The following is a 17,651-nucleotide window of genomic DNA, read 5'->3' as shown; positions in this document are numbered from 1 at the left end:
CTTATCATAGTATATTACTATCGTCTCTCAAGTGCAGAAACAGTATGCATAAAAAAAGACTTAAGCGTATGCTCAAGTCTTTTCATTCCACCATTCTTTGTAGTCCAGTAAGATATTCGAAAACGTTTTTTGAACAACCTGGACTTTTGGAAGTGAGTGAAGGAAATGGTACCCATATGCTGTTCGCGTAATACGATTATCAAAAATAAATATAGCTCCTCGGTCACTTTTTGAACGAATCAACCGTCCAAATCCTTGTTTAAAACGGATAACGGCCTGAGGAAGTGAATAATTCATAAAAGGACTTTTCCCTTCTTTTTTCATCTGCTCAAATTTAGCTGTCAGCAGAGGCTGATTTGGAGATGAGAAAGGAAGTCTGACAATTACGAGACATGATAATAAATCTCCTGGCAGATCAATTCCTTCCCACAGGCTGTTTGTACCTAAAAGAATAGAATGCTCAAACTGGCTGAAGTCTTTTAACAGTCTATTACGATTTCTAGTTGTGACTCCTTGACCGAGCAGTACAAACTCTTCAAGATCGTTTAACTCTTTTAAATAACCATACGTAGCTTTCAACATGTCATATGAAGTAAAAAGCACCAGCATACGACCATTTGTTACTTTAGCTACGTCAAGAATACTTTCTGCCATCATAGCGCTATACTCATATAATGATACTTCGTTAACAGCAGGCATATCTTGAGGAATATAAACTCTAGCTTGCTTCTCATAATCAAACTCGGCAGGGAGAATGAGTTGAGCAGGCTGAAAGTCATATAACCCTAGCTCTTGAATTAAATAATCAAATGTTTCATTCACCGTCAATGTAGCCGATGTTAAAATAACGCTTTGTTTCTTAGCGAAAAATTCATCAGCCAGCGTATCGGCAATGGAAGTAGGCTGACTATAGATATACGTAGCATTCGCTGCTCCTTTTGGTTCAATCTCAAACCACGTTACGTGATTACTCTGCTGTTTGAACAGAAGCTTTTCTATTTGCTGAGATATGTGCTCAAATCCTTTAACAGCCGTTTGAAATTCATGAAGAGACGACTGTTCATTTTTTGTGACTTTGTCATATAGTTCGTCAAAGGAATGTCTTGCCCCATCATTCCATGTAAAAAGATCGTGAATTAAAAAACGAATGCGCGACGCTGCTTCTTGAATAGCCGTCCAGTAATGCCCATGCTCTTTTTCCACTTTATATCGATAGCTGCTTCTTCCAATCTCGCCCTGCTGATTGCCGATTCTTTTTTGGACAAAAGAATGAATCAAACGAAATAAGTCATCGCACTCAGAATGAAGCTGCACAAACAGATTTTGAAGAAGTTCAGTGTTAAGCTCGATGCTATATTTTACAAACGTATGATGAACTTTTTTTAACAGCCCTTTGTCTTGAATGGTTCCGATTCGGTTTAATAGCGCATGAACCGAAAAATAATCTAAGCGCTCCCCCAGTTCTTCTCCGGCAATGTCTTCTAAGTGATGAGCCTCGTCAATAATAATCTGTTCATAATCAGGTAGCAGCTCATGATTACTCATCACATCCATCAACAGCAAGCGATGATTTGTCACTACTATATGGGCATTTTGCGCTCTGTTCTGCGCTCGTTCATAAAAAGAATAAAGTTTCCAAGGATGCTTAAAGTCACTTGGAGACGGATTGCTTTCATTTAGCTGTTCCCAAAAAAGTTTGCCGCCAGAAGGCAGGTTTATTTCATCGCTGTCGCCCGTTTCGGTTTCTGTCAGCCAAATAAGCAGCTTCGCTTTTGTGAGGATCGCATCGTAATTATTATTGCGCTCTTTTAAGAGCTGAATAAATTTTCTTATACTAATGTAATGTTCTCTTCCTTTTAAAACAGCTGCTGTAACAGGAAACGGAACAATTTTTTCTAGAATGGGCACATCTTTTTCGATGATTTGCTGCTGAAGCGTTACCGTATTAGTTGAGATAATGACTGGGTGATGATGAACAGAAGCATAAAACACGGCAGGAACTAAATAAGCGAAGGTTTTACCAATACCGGTCCCGGCTTCAATTAAAGCATGCTCGTTACCTGCAAAGCACTCTTGTACAAAGTTCATCATATCCCACTGCCCTTTTCGTTCTTCAAACAATGGCAGAGCCTGATGGAACAGCTTTTGCTTTTCAGTTTCAAATATTTCGTAAGTATGAGAGTACTGCTTTTCATTAGCTGAATGCGGCTGATATTTGTTTAACGCAATGCCATGTATGAATTCATAAGAATCATCCTCTGCATAACTTTTATCATCTATAACTTGTTGAATCAGTTCTCCAATTTCACTTTTAAAGTGCAAGCTTAGCGCGTATAGCTGCTTCAAGGTTGTTAAAGGGAGCTTCTTTAATTTTTCAATTAGTAAAAGTAAAATACGTGCCGTTACTTCTGCATCACTATCTGCTTGATGAGGGTTTTCATGTTCAATATGTAAATACTCAGCTAATTGGCTAAGTTTGTACCCATCAACTGTAGGCAGCAGAATCCGAGCCAGTTCGACGGTATCTACGGTTGAATTATAAAGAGTCTCCCTTCCGCACTGATAGAGTTCTTCTTGTAAAAAAGTTAAATCAAATGCCACATTATGTGCAACAAAATAAGCATCATCTAGCAATTCTATAATTTTAGGTGAAATTTCTTCAAATAAAGGCGCATCTTTCACCATATCATTTTGAATGTTAGTTAGTTGTGTAATAAAAGGCGGAATATCCATACCAGGATTTAAAAAACTAGAAAAACGTTCAACAATTTTGCCGTCTTCTACTATGACAGCAGCAAATTGAATCATTTTATCTCCTTGTTTTGGAGAATGTCCCGTCGTTTCAAGATCTACCACAACAAAGCGTTTATTCACGGTCAACACCTCGCAAGTCTGTCTTTTTATAGTATAAAGTGAAAGCCTGCTCTATATGCTTTAAAAGCGCAACTCCTTCTCGTGAAAAACAGAGAGGCTTTCATACATAGAAGTTTTACTTTAGTGTGTATAGAGGTTTATACCGTTCACTTACTAGCGTATGTATTCAAATAAAAATCCCCCTCATAAAGGGGGACTGTTCTTATAGAATTGTACCAGCTGGTTCTTGTTTAAGCAATTGTTGGATTTTATTCTGCTCATTCATAATCGCTACGGTTGGATGATGGTGAGCTACTTCTTCATTTGCTACGAGCGCATAAGAGATAATGATGACGATATCTCCAGGCTGCACGAGTCTTGCAGCAGCTCCATTTAAACAAACTACGCCGCTCCCGCGTTCGCCGGGAATCACGTACGTTTCCAAGCGAGCTCCGTTATTATTGTTTACAATTTGGACTTTTTCATTTGCTGCGATTCCTACTGCGTCGATGATATCTTCATCAATGGTGATGCTCCCAACATAATTTAAGTTGGCTTCAGTTACATGAGCTCTGTGTATTTTAGCATTCATCATCGTGCGAAACATTTAGTTATCCCCCTGTACGTCTACAATTACATTATCAATTAAACGGGCTTTAGAGAATTGAACAGCTAATGCAATAATGATTTTGCCAGCGGCTTGCTTAATCGTTTTTAGCTCTGGATACGTATAAACCCCGATATAATCCACTTTACCGCTCGTATATTGCTCAATTTCTTTTCGAATCGTCTGTTTAATGATTTCTACATGCTTCTCTCCACTTTCAAGAAGCTGCAGACCGCTTTGTAAACTCTTAAACAAAACAGGTGCCTCTTCTCTTTCTTTATCTGTTAAATATACGTTACGAGAACTTTTAGCTAATCCATCTGCTTCTCTCACCGTATCTACTGCTCTAAGCTCCACTGGGAAATTAAAGTCTTCAATTAGGCCATCTACTACAGCAACTTGCTGTGCATCTTTTTTACCAAAGTATGCACGATCTGGTGTTACAATGTGAAAAAGCTTTGTTAGTACCGTGGCTACTCCGTCAAAATGACCGGGGCGCTTCTGTCCACACAATACGTCTACACGATCTGTCACGGTTATAGCAACTGAACGGCTTAACTTATACATTTCCTCTACTGAAGGATAAAATAAATAGTCGACGTTAGCTTCTTTTGCCACGCGCTCATCGCGCTCAAAATCTCTTGGATACGTATCAAAATCTTCATTTGGTCCAAATTGAGTCGGGTTCACAAAAATACTTAGCGCCACTACTTCATTTTCTGTGCGGGCTGCTCCAAGCAAAGTAGCATGGCCTTCATGCAAGTAGCCCATCGTCGGGACAAATCCAATTGAGCGTCCAAGCTGCTTTTCTTTTTTCATCTCCTGCTGCATGTCTTTAATTGTTGTAATGACTTTCATCTTATTTCCCTCCGTACAGTGCCGTTAACTGCTCTTCTTTCATTGAAAAAGTATGTGCTTCTTTCGGAAACTCTCTTTTTTTCACTTCGCTTACATACTGAGAAAGCCCCTGTAAAATAGGCTCATTTATTTTCGCAAATGACTGAACAAATTTTGGCACACGCTCTACTCCGTACGTTAATACATCGTGGTATACAAGTACTTGACCATCCGTGTCAGCTCCTGCTCCAATTCCGATTGTTGGAATGCTCAAGCGTTCAGCTACTTGTTTTGCTACTTGTTTAGGAACACATTCTAATACAACAGCAATAGCTCCCGCCTGCTCACACTTGATAGCGTCTTGGATTAGCTGTTTGGCTTCTTTCGCTTCTTTTCCCTGCACTTTATAACCGCCCAGGACACCGACAGACTGAGGAGTTAACCCGAGATGTGCAACAACCGGAATACCAGCTTGCGTCAATTCTGAAATTGTATAAAGAACATCCTTTGCACCTTCTACTTTTAAAGCATGAGCTCCGCTTTCCTGCATAATACGAGCAGCATTTTTCATCGTGTCTTCTTTCGACACGTGATAGGACATAAATGGCATGTCGGTGACGATAAATGTATCAGCAGCTCCTCTTTTAACCGCTTTTGTATGATGAATCATATCATCTACCGTTACAGGAATCGTAGAGTCATATCCTAAAACGACCATTCCTAGAGAATCGCCTACTAAAATCATGTCTACGCCTGCTTCCTCAGCGTACTTAGCTGACGGATAATCGTACGCAGTCAGCATCACAATTGGTTCATTGTTTTGTTTCATACGTAAAAAATCTAATTTTGTTTTCACTAACTTTCTCCTCCTTCTCAGAGGAGATGAGCGCACGTCTGCACACAAAAAGTCCTTCTACCTATAAAAGGAAGAAGGACTTTGACAGACTTCATCTATAAAAAGCACACTTTACCTAATGTGCTTACCTACGCGTCATCCCTCTGTCCTAGTCCTTAATGGATCAAGGCAGATTTATTGTCGTATTAAAAATAAACAAACGAGTATCAAGTGAAGTTCTTACGATACTACCTTGATACTCGTATTATAATAAAAATTTCTTTATTTTTCTACTATTTTTTAGCAGAGAGCTCAATATCTGCAGAATGAATTCGGTGTATAACTCCTTCATCATCTTCAATCAATAAAACGCCTTCATCTGTTATACCTTTTGCAAAGCCTTCAATGTTGGCTGTCATCGTGCGTGCTATAATTCGCTTTCCAATACTGATCGCATACGTTTCCCAAAGAACTTTAATTAAACCAAAGCCATTTTTTAAGTATTCTTCATAAAGGGTTTCTAACTTTAAGAAAAACGCTTGCATCAAAGCCGCACGATTAATTTCTTCACCTTTTTCAATACGTAAAGATGTGGCAATGTGTTTGATTTGTTCATTAAAATCCGTTTCCTGCTGATTCACATTGATGCCGATTCCAATGATGACCGAATGAATCCGGTCAAAATCAGCCTGCATTTCTGTTAAAATCCCAACTAGCTTCTTCCCATTTAATAAAACATCATTAGGCCATTTAATGTCTGGAGAAAGGTTCGTCACTTCTTGAATGGCCTGTACAACAGCCACTGCTGATAGTAGAGTCAGCTGAGGAGCCTGCTGCGGAGGGATAGAAGGACGCAGTATAATACTCATCCAGGCACCAGTATATTTTGGGGAATACCACGCTCTATCAAGTCTTCCTCTCCCTGCCGTTTGCTCTTCAGCAACTACGACCGTTCCTTCTTTGGCTCCTTCTTGAGCAATTCGATGAGCAATTTTTTGAGTAGAATGCACGCTTTCCTCATAATGAATATACTGACCGATTTTTGTTGTTTGGAGCCCTAATAAAAGCTCGTTGCTGCTTACTTTGTTCGGCTTCCCAACAATACGATAGCCTTTTTTACGAACAGCTTCAAGTTCATAGCCGTCTTTTCGTAGCTCTTCGATATGCTTCCATACAGCTGTTCTTGAACAGCCTAATAAATCGCTGATCTTTTGGCCGGACACATAGTCCCCATCTGCGTTCGTAAACATTTCAAGCAGCGTTCTTCTTATATCTGACTGCAAGACTGCACCCACTTTCTTATTGAAGATTTCGTGTTCATTAACTCATTGTATAGAACTTTCTCCTCAATTTCTTTTAACAGTTGAGACACCCATGGACCACCCTTTTTACCTGTCCACACTAAAAGATCTTGACCATTTATATCTAAATCTTTTAAAGAATGAATAGGCAGCTCGCTATAGATGTAAAGAAGCTCATGTTCATTCATATACTCATTGCTTCGAAGAAGTTGTAAAATACGATTCACGCTCACGCTGGCCTGCTCTCCAATGGTATACATGATGCGTTTTGACCATCCATTTTCCAAAACGTCTCGAAGACCAATAGACTGAAGCTGAATATCTTTAATTTGCTTATTAGATAATTTCCAGCTTTTAAAAAATGCCTGCTTGTCTTGAATGTCGAGTAGATGTACCAGAAGTGTCCATGACTCCGATACTCGCTGAAGCATCATCCAATCGTGTGCACAAACAGATCGGAATTTTTGCGGATCTACATTCAGTTGGGGCAAGTAGCGATACAGCTCCGTATCTGCTACAAGTGCTAATGCTAAAGACGGACGCTTTCCGCTCAGCATTTTTTCGAATTCAACTGTAATGCGTTCAATAGAAACATGCCTCAGCAGTTCACCGTATTGCTGAATGGCTCTTTTAGTTTGATCAGACAGTGAAAACGCCAGCTGACTGACAAAGCGAACGGCTCTCATCATACGAAGAGCATCTTCATGAAAGCGTTCTTTAGCATTTCCGACAGTACGAATTAACTGGTTTCGCAAATCTTCTCTTCCATTAAATGGATCAATAATTTCTCCCTTTGCATTCATAGCCATTGCATTGATTGTAAAATCACGACGCTGCAAATCTTCTATCAGAGACGAAATAAACGTAACGGACGAGGGACGACGAAAATCATCATATTCTCCCTCAGAACGAAAAGTGGTTACCTCATAAGTCTCGTTCTCATGGACAACCACAACCGTACCATGCTCGATTCCTACATGAATCGTCTTAGAAAAGAGTTCCATCACTTGTTCAGGCCTAGCTGACGTAGCGATATCAATATCTCCAATCGTCCGATTTAAAATGAGATCCCGGACCGCTCCTCCAACAAAATACGCTTCGTAACCGGCTGTCTCCAGTTTTTCAATAATATAAAGCGGATGAATGAACGGTTCTTTCATAACTTCCTCCATTCTTCAACCCTGTACCAATTTATAATAAAGTTTTTCATATTGACTCACAATCTCTGTTGAATGAAATTTATGATTAACTGCGCTTAGAGACGCTTCCCTCATTTGGTGATGCAGCTGTTCATTTTCAAGTAGCTGAATTGCTTTGCTCGCTGCCTCTTCGACGTCTCCCACTTCGCAGATATATCCTGTTTTTTCGTGTTCAATTACTTCGGGAATTCCGCCTATATTTGTTCCGATGCATGGAACACCACAAGCCATAGCTTCTAAAAGTACAAGCCCAAAGCTTTCTTTTTCAGATAATAACAGTTTTAAATCGCTAATCGAATATAATTCTGCTACATTTTCTTGTTTCCCAAGAAATAACACAGAATCTTGAAGATTTAGCTCTCTTACTAATTGAGACACTACCGTCATTTCAGGGCCGTCTCCTACAAGCAGCAGCTTAGACTGAAGCTTTTTATTAATAATAGTAAATGTTTTGACTATATCTGTAACTCGTTTGACTTGACGAAAGTTTGAAATATGAATAACGACTTTTTCATTTTCTAATATGCCATACTCCGCTTTTAAATACTGAACTTCTTTTTTATGATAAACTCGTTCATCAATAAAATTATACATCGTTTCAATTTCTTTATCTGGACTAATTAAATGGTGAGTTTGATCAACAAGTGACTGAGATACAGCCGTCACTGCATCTGATTTCTCAATCCCAAATTTAATTAAATCTTTTAACGATGGATCCTCTCCTAGAACCGTAATATCTGTCCCATGAAGAGTCGTCACAATTTTCACTTCGTGCTCCACCATTTGTTTAGCTAAAATCCCGCAAACGGCATGGGGGATTGCATAGTGCGTATGAATAATGTCAAGCTTTTCTCTTTTAGCCACTTCAGCCATTTTACTGGATAAAGCGAGATCATACGGAGGGTATTTAAAGACGGAGTACTGATTTACATCTACTTCGTGAAAATAAATATTTGGATATACTTTCGTCAATCTAAAAGGCATGCTAGAGGAAATAAAATGAATTTCGTGCCCTTTTTCAGCCAGCAGCTTCCCTAGCTCCGTTGCTACCACTCCTGAACCTCCAACGGAAGCATAACATGTAATACCAATTTTCAACTTCATTTATTTTCCACCTACTAAATCGTCGTACATCAAAATCGGTTTTTTAGATAAAAAACCTTCACCGTATGCTACCCCGACTTCTTTGCCAAATAATCGCTCTCTGCTCTCTACTGTTTCAATATATCCGTTTACCAGCGGCGTATCAAACGTATCTGCTGTTTTTATAAATTGACTTTCATAAGCCTCTAGACTAGCTACTTTCTTTTGAAACGTGCTTGATACATCTACGATAAAATCTGGCTTATGAAATCCATTTATCATATAGAAATAAAGAGACTCAGCACGATGAGCTTTTTGCTTCTTATGATCGATATAATTTTTAACGCCAGCTGAAAACATGGCCTCTTCTACAAGCTTTGCACAATTTCCATGATCAGGATGACGATCTTCAAAGTAAGGAGCAAATATAATCCTTGGTTGATACGTGCGAATGACTGATGCAATTTCAGCTATATACTCTGGCTTTAAAAACAAACCTCTGTCTGGCAAATGCAGATGAATTCGCTCATGAACACCTAAGACGTCAGCAGCTTTGGACGCTTCTTGTTTTCGAATTCCAACCGTTCCATTTGAAGAAAGTTCAGCTTGCGTCAAATCGCAAATAACTACCTTCAAACCTTGTTCACTCATTCTTGCAATGGTTCCACCCATGCCGATTTCTACATCATCGGCATGAGCACCAAAGGCAAGGATATCTATTGTTTCTTTCATTATCTTCACCCTATTTTTTTATAATTGAACGCCAATGCAAATCGCCTCGTTCAAGTCCATGAATTAAAATCTCTGCTGTTCCCATATTCGTTGCAAGAGGAACCGCATATACGTCACATAGACGCATCAGAGCTGAAATATCAGGTTCATGAGGCTGAGCTGTTAACGGATCGCGGAAAAAAATAACCATATCCATTTCATTTTGAGCAATTAAAGCTCCTATCTCCTGATCTCCTCCAAGCGGCCCCGATTGAAAGCGGTGAACCTTCAAACCTGTTGCTTCTGAAATACGCGTTCCTGTTGTTCCTGTTGCGAACAGCGAATGTTCCTGTAAAATCGCTTGATAGGCTGTTGTGAATTGTACCATATCATTTTTCTTTTTATCATGTGCAATTAAGGCGATTTTCATTTTTCTCGCTCCTTAGTCAATAATATTTTCTAATCCATATACAAGTGTGTCTACGTTCATAACTGTATCAACAGCTAGCTTCACACCTGACATAAAAGAAGCACGGTTGTATGAATCATGACGGATTTTTAATGTTTGTCCAAATCCTCCGAACATCACTTCTTGGTGAGCAATCAGTCCTGGCAGGCGTACGCTATGTAGACGGATTCCTTCATAATCTGCACCGCGCGCCCCTTCTAGCAATTCTTTTTCATCAGGATGACCCTGTTTTTTTGCTTCACGAACTTCACTGATAAGCTCCGCTGTTTTTAAGCCTGTTCCTGATGGTGCATCTAACTTTTGATCGTGATGCATTTCAATAATCTCAACATCATCAAAGTATTTTGCTGCCATTTGTGAAAACTTCATCATTAAAATAGCGCCAATCGCAAAATTAGGTGCAATGATACAGCCAAGTTCCTTCTCTTCAGCAAGCTGCTTTAATTCTTTTAAATCTTCTTCTGAAAAGCCAGTTGTTCCTACAACAGGTCTTACTCCATATGTTAGGGCTGTTTTAGTATGAACGCGCCCAATTTCAGGTGTTGTCAAATCAACTAAAACATCTGCCTTAACGTCTTGAAAACATTTTTCAATATCCGTGTAGATTGGCGCTTGTACATTTGGCATTCCTTCAATATCACTTATGTATTTTCCTTCATTGATACGATCTACCGCTGCTACTAATTCAAAATGCTCTGTTTCTTCTATTAATAATACAGCTTCTTTTCCCATACGACCTCTTGGTCCTGCAAGTACAATTCGAATTTTGTCCATTCTTTTTCTCTCCTTAGTCTTCTTTTTTCGTCCAGCGATCTTTGTCACGCGTATTAAATTTATTCATAACGCGATCATGCGCTTCTTGTAAATTAATATTTAATGAATTTGCAAAGCAAATTAATACAAATAAAATGTCGCCCATTTCTTCTTCGACCGTACGTTCTGCTTCAGTCGTTTTCTTTGGCTTTTCACCATAATAGTGGTTAATTTCGCGCGATAATTCGCCCACTTCTTCGGACATTCGCGCAAGCATAGCAAGAGGACTAAAATATCCTTCTTTAAATTGGCTAATATATGCATCAACTTCTTGCTGCATTTGCTCCATCGTTTTTTTTGACATCTTTTTATTTCACCTCTTTTAGAAGTACACTCAGCTTACTATTATAACATCTTTACTTCAAATTATTTAGTGTAATTACTTCTTCTTACCAAGCCTTTGTGAGATGCTCTTTCACAATATTCCTCACGTTTCCCTTAATTCTCAAAAATCTGTCTATATTTTACGAATTGAGGATACTACTAATACATAGCACTAGAAGAAACATCATCACTTTTTACTATTTTCAAAAATCTTTTCGATAGTTATTTACGAAATGAAATATATTCCTTTATGATAAGGTAGTGCAAAAACGGTCATAGGAGGTTTGTAAGTATGAAAGGTCTCAGATTTAAAAATATTATTTTTATACTGCTTGGTGCTGCCATATTTGCGTTTGGACTTGTTAATTTTAACATGCAAAACAATTTAGCTGAAGGTGGATTCACAGGCATTACCCTGCTTTTATTTTTCTTATTTAACATTGATCCCTCTTATTCTAACTTAGTGTTAAATATTCCTTTGTTTTTTGTAGGGTGGAAACTATTAGGGAGAACAGCATTTATTTATACCATGCTCGGAGTCGTTAGCTTATCGTTATTCTTATGGATATTCCAGCGCTTCCCGGTGAATATGCCCCTGCGTCATGATATGACTCTAGCAGCTCTTTTTGCCGGTGTTTTTATTGGAGTGGGTCTTGGCATTATTTTCAGGTTTGGAGGAACAACAGGAGGAGTCGATATCATCGCACGTGTTGTTCAAAAATATATCGGGTGGAATATGGGGAAAACGATGTTTCTTTTTGACTTTATTGTGATTAGTGCCTCTCTCATTTATTTATCCTACCGAGAAGCTATGTACACGCTTGTTGCAGTCTTTGTCGCTGCACGGGTTATTGACTTTATGCAAGACGGTGCGTATGCCGCCAAAGGAGCAACCATCATTTCGAATCATAACGAAGCCATATCGGATAAAATTATGAAAGAAATGGATCGAGGCGTGACGATTTTAAAAGGGCAAGGTTCTTTTTCTAAGCAAGATACCAACGTGCTATACTGCGTTGTTAGTAAAAATGAAATTTTCCGTTTAAAGCAAGTTATTACTTCTGTAGATCCACACGCATTCGTTGCAGTTACCGATGTTCATGATGTCTTAGGTGAAGGATTTACCCTTGATGAAAATAAAAAACCGCTTGAAAGATAAAAAAATACCGCTAATGCGGTATTTTTTTATTAGTCGTCGTTATTCATTCCGGTATAAATCATGATTAAACGAACCAACTCAAGAACTGCTACTGCTGCGGCTGCTACGTATGTTAAAGCCGCTGCGTTAAGCACTTTGCGCGTCTCGCGCTCTTCGTCATTTCGAATTGCTCCGACTGAGACGATTTGCGTCATCGCTCGGCTTGAAGCGTTAAATTCAACAGGCAGTGTTACAACTTGGAATACGACCGCTGCTGCCATGAAGATAATACCTAACAATAGCAACGGCTTAATCGACGCGATAATTCCAATCATAATTAAAATCCAAGAAGCGTTTGATCCAAGGCTTGCCACCGGCACAAGCGAGTGGCGAAGACGTAAAAACGAATAGTTTTCTTTGTCTTGAATCGCGTGTCCCACTTCGTGAGCCGCAACGGCAGCGCCCGCAACAGACGTTCCATAATAGTTGTCTTCTGACAAACGAATTACTTTTGAACGAGGGTCGTAGTGATCCGATAAAAATCCGCCTACAGGCTCTACGTGAACGTTGTACAACCCGTTTTCATCCAAAATTTTTCTTGCTACTTCTGCACCTGTCATTCCTGATGAGTTGCTTACTTGTGAATATTTTTTGTAAGCACTTCTCACCTTAAACTGTGCCCAAATTGGCACAAGGATAATAATGAGAAAATAAATCAAAAAGCTCATTTACCCACACCTTTCATTATGTGTTTGACTACTCTTTTATTTTAGACAATTCTGCGCTTTTACGTCAATCATTACGCCCTCTAGCTGACTTTCTTTTCTGGTCAGCGAAATATTTTCGCGCTCCTACATAAAAAAGTGTAGCAATAATAATACTTCCGGTGGTAATTGTAACCCAAATAAAAGACGGGTCTGTACGATTTTCTTTTACTTGTTCAAAAAAATCTTTTAAGTTTTGTTCCATTTGGTTAAACTGCTCATCGTTAATCTCACTTAGCGTTCCTTCAGTTTGTAAAAAGTGAACGTCCGCGCTCACACGCTGTACGTAGGCAGACGACACGTCTACCTGCGCGCTCGGTAAGATCATATCATATTCCTTCAAAAATTGCTTAAGCTGCGCTTCATAAGCCGCTTGTTCTCCTTTTACCGCTTCATTTCGCATCTCATTAAATGTTGCTAGCATACTGCCTTCGAGCTCAGTCCACATAGGCTGATGCTTGCTGTGCAGCGCATCGACTAATAATCGAAATTGAGTAGCTTTTTGAAGACGTTCTTCATCACTGGAATCAGAAGATAAAAGAGACCTTTCTACCTGTTCATAACAAAGAGTTAAAATACGTATATCTTCGGCCGATACGCCCAAAGAAGCTGTATTGAGACTGGTAAATTCATTCGAAAAGTTTCTGAACAAATGTTGGGCTGCTTTATACTCCTTTTGCTCTACAAGCGATAGCGTTTGATCAGATAAGTTATCAAGCTTTTCCCACTGCCCTTCAGCTGCATGTACAGTAGTCGTATATGCAAAGAAAAGTACGAGCAATATTCCTACTATTCTTCCTTTCATTCTCGTCCCTCCTCTAACCTCTACTAAAACTTATGAGAAAGAGGACAAGAGTAGACCTATTTTCAAAAGGAAGTTTTAATCTTACTATTCATTCATCGGAGTGATAAAGTTTTGCGTATAATATTTCTCATATACACCTACACCAAGACGCGTAAACTCTTTATTGAGTAAAGCCTTACGATGTCCCTCACTATTAAGCCACCCTTCAACCGCAGCGATTCCATCATGATAATTCGAGGCAATATTTTCGCCTGCGATACGATATACTACATCGCCTTTTTGCAGACGGTTGCCTAAATCACCTTGTGCTGGTGAAACGTGAGAGAAATAGTTTAAGTCGCTCATTTCTTTGCTGTGTAAATATGCTACTCCGGCAGTGGCTTCGTCCCAAGCTAAAGGTGACAGCTGAAACCGGTCTCGAATTACATTTGTAATATCGATAATTTGCTGTTCTTCTCCTTCTTGTACACTTTTCCACTCCTCCGAGGTCAATGACGGAGCTGTTGGAAGCTCGCCGCGATAAACAATTTCGTACGGACGCTGTTTTAATAGCGTGTCCATGTCCATAATTCGAATACTTGAGATTGTATTAAGGAACTGATCAAAATATAGTTGGACGTATACATCTCCATATTTAATAATTGGGCGCATTTTCATATCCTCTTCACTCAGACGAAATCGGTATTCATTTCCGTCTTTTTGAAGCGTGAGTCCGGATGAAAGTGAAACTCTTTTTTCTACTTCTTCTCGCTTCTCACCAATCTCAAAAGGATCTGTATTTGTTTTTGAACCAATGACGTATACAGATACGACTTGATTATTTTCTACTCCTACCTGCGCATACGTTTGACGATTCTTTTTGTAAATCCACCAGTCATATCCATATGCAGAAGAATCAATACGATCCGGCTCTCCAAGCATTCCAATTAACTGTTCTGAATGATCTCCAATGAGTCTCATCATATTTTCACTTTGTTTTTCATAAGAAGCCACTTCTTGTGTAGGCTGACTTTTGGAATCCGTTTGATTTTGCTCAATATTTTGACCCGTTAGATATTTCTCTAGCTGAGGTAAATAATCCTCCGCGTATACAAATGCCACTATTAATACGAGAATAAAAATAACTTTTTTCAGCTTTTCTTCCTCTCCTTACACCTGTTTTCTTTACCTGTTTAACTTATTTTTATCTCTATTATACATGCATTCAAAAAAAAATAGCTATTGGTATAAAGGAAACAAAAGAAAAAGCCAACTATTTACGAATATACTGCAAACAGTTGGCTTTCGCTTTTTAATGCGTTTGTTCTGAAATGTCTGAGAGAGCTTCTCCTGCACGTTCATTTGCATAGCGAAACGTTGATAAATCACCTAGCGATACAATCCCTACTAGCTTTTGATTTTCCACAACAGGAAGACGACGGATTTGATGTTGAGCCATAAGCTTAGAAGCTTCATCTACAGAGGCTTCCGCTGTAATAGTTATAAGCTCTTCACTCATAACATCCGTTACTTTACTTGAATTTGGCTTCTTTTCTGCAATGCCTCTTATAACTAAGTCTCGATCTGTAATCATTCCTACTAGCTGATCCTTATCGACAATTGGAATTGCGCCTACATTCCATTCCTTCATTTTCACTGCCACTTCATATACGTTATCGAGCGTGGTGCATGTTTCCGTATCAGCTGTCATTACCTCTTGTACAGTTTTCATTGTTTTATCCTCCTTTACATAGTGTGTTCGTTTTATAGTGTGACCAACTTTTTAGTAAACTTTCGTATTTAAAACGTTTAAATAAAAATAGATAACGTTTACATTTTTCCTTATTAGATATTGCAAGTTTTATCCATTCGGCTTATGATTTAGTTGGGGTATATCTGTTTTGGGAGGGAGTTCATATGAAATTTGAATATGCAAAATTTGATTCATTAAAGATTGATTTAGATTTATTAGATGAGATTATGCATCAATTTGGTCTGGTCCGCGCCGGACAATGGGATTATGAACGCGTCACGTACGATCGAAAATTCGAGTTTCAGCGGGATGCCTTCTATTTGCGAGTCCAAGGACATGCTATTTCAGGCGATGTAGGGGGCAGGCATGCTGTTATTCACCTTATGACACCTCTACTAGGCAAACATTATTATCCTCACGGTGTAGAATATGGAGACAGAGAATATTTCCCGCCATCCCTTGTAGAACAGTGTGAAAAGATATTAACACAAATCAAATCACAGCTTGAAACCGTTCAGCTATAGAAGTAAAAGAGGCTGAGACAAAAGTATGTTAGTTGAAGTTAAATGCGAACTACTAATCAAAATTATTGATTGGTAGTTCGTTTTTTGTTGTCATATTGAACGTAGGTTTCGTGTAGCTGCTTCTAGCTGTTGATTGGAGAGCAAGGCGAAGACTCCTGTGGGAAAAGCGGAACAGGTGAGACCCCGAACGAGGAGGTTCATCGGCCGCCTGCGGAAAGCAAAGCCTTGCACGGAAATCAACAGCGGTGTCACAAGCGGTTCAGCTCCTTTATCCCATTTGTTTGTCTTTAGATTGGATTGATGTAGTTATGTCGCAATCTGTTTTTACTTCAAGGGAGGAGTAGATGGAATCTCCTTTGATTTTATATCTTGACGTTCACTAAAATCAGGCATGTACGTATCTTTCTCTCGTTCTTTTCGAGCCCACTGAAAAAAAATAAAGCCTAAAACCGTTCCATACACAATTTCTTGAATGATCTTCATAATAACGCCGCCTAGCTGCTGATCTTCCACGGGAGGCAGTGTATTAAACATCTCGGGAGCAAGCTGCCCTAAACTTGCAATCATAGAAGGCGGTACACAAAGAGAAAGAGCTTGTACCCAAGCGCTTGAGTCTGTATACGTCGCATATAAAGAGTGATTTGCAAAAATAATCAGCGCGCACGCTGGAGTAAGGAGTACGCCATCTGCAAAAATATACCCAAGCTTTTTTAAAGAACTTAGCGTTTGTTCTTCTTCTAGCTGATTAACGAGTGGCCACCACATACAAAATGCAGCGATAAATAATACAACACTCACTATTCCGTGGAGCGTCATATCCGTTTTAATAAAATCAAAAAGCAGCGGAATATGATACAAAGAGAATAACCCATTAAATAATAGTAGAGCAATTAAGGGCTTTGTAAAGAATTTAAAAACAGGTTTAACCCCTCTTACATAAATAACAGAACGAGCTAACCACGGCGGAATTCCTAAAATAAAAAGCGGAGGAATCACCAAGTAAACGATTGCCATTTGCGTCATATGAGCACTAAACATAAAATGCCCTAGTAAATCTACGGGTCCTCCTTTACATATATATAAAAGAACCATGCTGATAACAAAATACGCTTTTGTTTTTCTGCTTACAGCCTCCGCTCCTATAAAATTCCCTCTCCATCTACCAACGATGAAAAAATATAAGACGGTCACCAGACAAATGGTTAAAAAATAGTAAGGACTCCAAAGTGCTTCAAAACCAAACATCTGCAAATTGTTAATCAACGTCTATTCCTCCTTCTACAGATGATGAAAAGGACTGGCGCATGCCAGCCCTTCTCTTTACCACCAAATAATGGTTACAAAAGCTAAAATGGTTAAAAGAGCTACCAATACACCTGAATACAAGAAAAATGCTGGTATGGTATGTCCTTTGTGGTTCATATGCATGAAATAATAAAGTTGAAAGATGACTTGAACAACCGCCAAGAGCACAATCACCGGCATAATGTACCATCCGCTAAACTCTTGATAAACCGCAAAAAAAGCAATTAGTGTTAAAAACAACATCATCACAAAAGAGATAACTTGCATCTTCATATCTTCTGCGTTTCTTTTCTTACGATAATCTAAATTGAGCCTTGGGTTATCTGAGTTTGATTGATTTGTCGTCATCAG

The 17,651-nt window shown here is 39.0% G+C and carries 19 protein-coding genes and 1 pseudogene; 3 read left to right on the top strand and 17 right to left on the bottom strand.

Annotation, left to right across the window (positions count from 1 at the left end; all coding sequences use genetic code 11):
• Positions 1-72: 72 nt before the first annotated feature.
• From dinG to LIS78_RS06985, 11 genes are all read right to left on the bottom strand, one after another.
• Positions 73-2,874 (bottom strand): ATP-dependent DNA helicase DinG, encoded by a 2,802-nt coding sequence (dinG, locus tag LIS78_RS07035; RefSeq protein ID WP_252284873.1) that lies wholly within the window; start codon positions 2,872-2,874, stop codon positions 73-75.
• Positions 2,875-3,076: 202 nt separating this feature from the next.
• Positions 3,077-3,460 (bottom strand): aspartate 1-decarboxylase, encoded by a 384-nt coding sequence (gene panD / locus LIS78_RS07030; RefSeq protein WP_028407965.1) that lies wholly within the window; start codon positions 3,458-3,460, stop codon positions 3,077-3,079.
• Entirely contained in the window at positions 3,461-4,318 is an 858-nt protein-coding gene (panC, locus tag LIS78_RS07025) for a pantoate--beta-alanine ligase (RefSeq protein WP_209151235.1), read from the bottom strand.
• Position 4,319: 1 nt separating this feature from the next.
• A complete protein-coding gene (gene panB / locus LIS78_RS07020; RefSeq protein WP_028407963.1) occupies positions 4,320-5,153 on the bottom strand; it encodes a 3-methyl-2-oxobutanoate hydroxymethyltransferase in 834 nt (277 codons plus the stop codon).
• Positions 5,154-5,425: 272 nt separating this feature from the next.
• The gene (locus tag LIS78_RS07015; protein ID WP_013056096.1) at positions 5,426-6,415 is read right to left on the bottom strand and encodes a bifunctional biotin--[acetyl-CoA-carboxylase] synthetase/biotin operon repressor; all 990 of its coding nucleotides are present in this window, start codon (positions 6,413-6,415) and stop codon (positions 5,426-5,428) included.
• Entirely contained in the window at positions 6,400-7,593 is a 1,194-nt protein-coding gene (locus LIS78_RS07010; RefSeq protein WP_252284872.1) for a CCA tRNA nucleotidyltransferase, read from the bottom strand. Before LIS78_RS07010 ends, LIS78_RS07015 begins: the two co-directional genes overlap by 16 nt.
• A 15-nt stretch (positions 7,594-7,608) precedes the next feature.
• Positions 7,609-8,736 (bottom strand): N-acetyl-alpha-D-glucosaminyl L-malate synthase BshA, encoded by a 1,128-nt coding sequence (bshA, locus tag LIS78_RS07005; protein WP_252284871.1) that lies wholly within the window; start codon positions 8,734-8,736, stop codon positions 7,609-7,611.
• Positions 8,737-9,447, bottom strand: a complete 711-nt coding sequence (gene bshB1 / locus LIS78_RS07000) for a bacillithiol biosynthesis deacetylase BshB1 (protein WP_209151234.1) — start codon at positions 9,445-9,447, stop codon at positions 8,737-8,739.
• A gap of 10 nt (positions 9,448-9,457) precedes the next feature.
• Positions 9,458-9,856, bottom strand: coding sequence for a methylglyoxal synthase (gene mgsA, locus LIS78_RS06995; protein WP_013056092.1), 399 nt, complete (start codon positions 9,854-9,856; stop codon positions 9,458-9,460).
• 12 nt (positions 9,857-9,868) lie between these two features.
• The gene (gene dapB, locus LIS78_RS06990) at positions 9,869-10,669 is read right to left on the bottom strand and encodes a 4-hydroxy-tetrahydrodipicolinate reductase (RefSeq protein ID WP_028414089.1); all 801 of its coding nucleotides are present in this window, start codon (positions 10,667-10,669) and stop codon (positions 9,869-9,871) included.
• 13 nt (positions 10,670-10,682) lie between these two features.
• Entirely contained in the window at positions 10,683-11,012 is a 330-nt protein-coding gene (locus tag LIS78_RS06985; RefSeq protein ID WP_057238605.1) for a nucleotide pyrophosphohydrolase, read from the bottom strand.
• A gap of 312 nt (positions 11,013-11,324) precedes the next feature.
• Between LIS78_RS06985 and LIS78_RS06980 the strand changes: the two genes are divergently transcribed.
• Positions 11,325-12,191, top strand: a complete 867-nt coding sequence (locus LIS78_RS06980) for a YitT family protein (protein ID WP_013056089.1) — start codon at positions 11,325-11,327, stop codon at positions 12,189-12,191.
• Positions 12,192-12,220: 29 nt separating this feature from the next.
• On the opposite strand, the gene LIS78_RS06975 is transcribed toward LIS78_RS06980, so the two are convergent.
• The 4 genes from LIS78_RS06975 to LIS78_RS06960 all read right to left on the bottom strand — a co-directional run bounded on the left by LIS78_RS06975 (position 12,221) and on the right by LIS78_RS06960 (position 15,450).
• Positions 12,221-12,898: a zinc metallopeptidase gene (locus LIS78_RS06975; RefSeq protein WP_013056088.1), complete on the bottom strand. Its 678-nt coding sequence runs from the start codon at positions 12,896-12,898 to the stop codon at positions 12,221-12,223.
• Between the two features lie 64 nt (positions 12,899-12,962).
• A complete protein-coding gene (locus LIS78_RS06970; RefSeq protein WP_252284870.1) occupies positions 12,963-13,739 on the bottom strand; it encodes a sporulation protein YpjB in 777 nt (258 codons plus the stop codon).
• Between the two features lie 84 nt (positions 13,740-13,823).
• Positions 13,824-14,840, bottom strand: a complete 1,017-nt coding sequence (locus LIS78_RS06965) for a CAP domain-containing protein (protein WP_252284869.1) — start codon at positions 14,838-14,840, stop codon at positions 13,824-13,826.
• A 190-nt stretch (positions 14,841-15,030) separates the two neighbouring features.
• Positions 15,031-15,450 carry a CBS domain-containing protein gene (locus LIS78_RS06960; RefSeq protein WP_195780780.1) on the bottom strand — a complete coding sequence of 140 codons (420 nt, stop codon included), beginning with the start codon at positions 15,448-15,450 and terminating at the stop codon, positions 15,031-15,033.
• A gap of 185 nt (positions 15,451-15,635) precedes the next feature.
• On the opposite strand from LIS78_RS06960, the gene LIS78_RS06955 reads away from it, so the two are divergent.
• Together LIS78_RS06955 and LIS78_RS06950 are read left to right on the top strand one after the other, a co-directional pair.
• On the top strand, positions 15,636-15,995 hold the full coding sequence (locus LIS78_RS06955) for a YugN family protein (protein ID WP_252284868.1): 360 nt from the start codon (positions 15,636-15,638) through the stop codon (positions 15,993-15,995).
• Positions 15,996-16,124: 129 nt separating this feature from the next.
• Positions 16,125-16,339: pseudogene (locus tag LIS78_RS06950) on the top strand (hypothetical protein).
• Here LIS78_RS06950 and ctaG read toward each other — a convergent pair.
• Positions 16,320-17,258: a cytochrome c oxidase assembly factor CtaG gene (gene ctaG, locus LIS78_RS06945; protein ID WP_195780783.1), complete on the bottom strand. Its 939-nt coding sequence runs from the start codon at positions 17,256-17,258 to the stop codon at positions 16,320-16,322. The pseudogene LIS78_RS06950 and the gene ctaG overlap by 20 nt on opposite strands.
• Positions 17,259-17,315: 57 nt before the next feature.
• Positions 17,316-17,648 (bottom strand): cytochrome c oxidase subunit IVB, encoded by a 333-nt coding sequence (gene ctaF / locus LIS78_RS06940; protein ID WP_195780784.1) that lies wholly within the window; start codon positions 17,646-17,648, stop codon positions 17,316-17,318.
• Between the last annotated feature and the right edge of the window lie 3 nt (positions 17,649-17,651).

Origin of the sequence: Priestia megaterium (assembly GCF_023824195.1) — a bacterium.
GTDB classification, from domain to species: Bacteria; Bacillota; Bacilli; order Bacillales; family Bacillaceae_H; genus Priestia; species Priestia megaterium_D.
This window is presented reverse-complemented; position numbering and strand designations above follow the sequence as displayed.

Bases quoted from the DNA above. Each gene is read 5' to 3' on its own strand.
- ctaF (WP_195780784.1), bottom strand. From the start codon at position 17,648: ATGACGACAAATCAATCAAACTCAGATAACCCAAGGCTCAATTTAGAT.
- LIS78_RS06970 (WP_252284870.1), bottom strand. From the start codon at position 13,739: ATGAAAGGAAGAATAGTAGGAATATTGCTCGTACTTTTCTTTGCATAT.
- LIS78_RS06975 (WP_013056088.1), bottom strand. From the start codon at position 12,898: ATGAGCTTTTTGATTTATTTTCTCATTATTATCCTTGTGCCAATTTGG.
- LIS78_RS07010 (WP_252284872.1), bottom strand. From the start codon at position 7,593: ATGAAAGAACCGTTCATTCATCCGCTTTATATTATTGAAAAACTGGAG.
- mgsA (WP_013056092.1), bottom strand. From the start codon at position 9,856: ATGAAAATCGCCTTAATTGCACATGATAAAAAGAAAAATGATATGGTA.
- bshB1 (WP_209151234.1), bottom strand. From the start codon at position 9,447: ATGAAAGAAACAATAGATATCCTTGCCTTTGGTGCTCATGCCGATGAT.
- dapB (WP_028414089.1), bottom strand. From the start codon at position 10,669: ATGGACAAAATTCGAATTGTACTTGCAGGACCAAGAGGTCGTATGGGA.
- panD (WP_028407965.1), bottom strand. From the start codon at position 3,460: ATGTTTCGCACGATGATGAATGCTAAAATACACAGAGCTCATGTAACT.
- LIS78_RS06980 (WP_013056089.1), top strand. From the start codon at position 11,325: ATGAAAGGTCTCAGATTTAAAAATATTATTTTTATACTGCTTGGTGCT.
- panC (WP_209151235.1), bottom strand. From the start codon at position 4,318: ATGAAAGTCATTACAACAATTAAAGACATGCAGCAGGAGATGAAAAAA.
- bshA (WP_252284871.1), bottom strand. From the start codon at position 8,736: ATGAAGTTGAAAATTGGTATTACATGTTATGCTTCCGTTGGAGGTTCA.
- LIS78_RS06955 (WP_252284868.1), top strand. From the start codon at position 15,636: ATGAAATTTGAATATGCAAAATTTGATTCATTAAAGATTGATTTAGAT.
- LIS78_RS06985 (WP_057238605.1), bottom strand. From the start codon at position 11,012: ATGTCAAAAAAAACGATGGAGCAAATGCAGCAAGAAGTTGATGCATAT.
- LIS78_RS06960 (WP_195780780.1), bottom strand. From the start codon at position 15,450: ATGAAAACTGTACAAGAGGTAATGACAGCTGATACGGAAACATGCACC.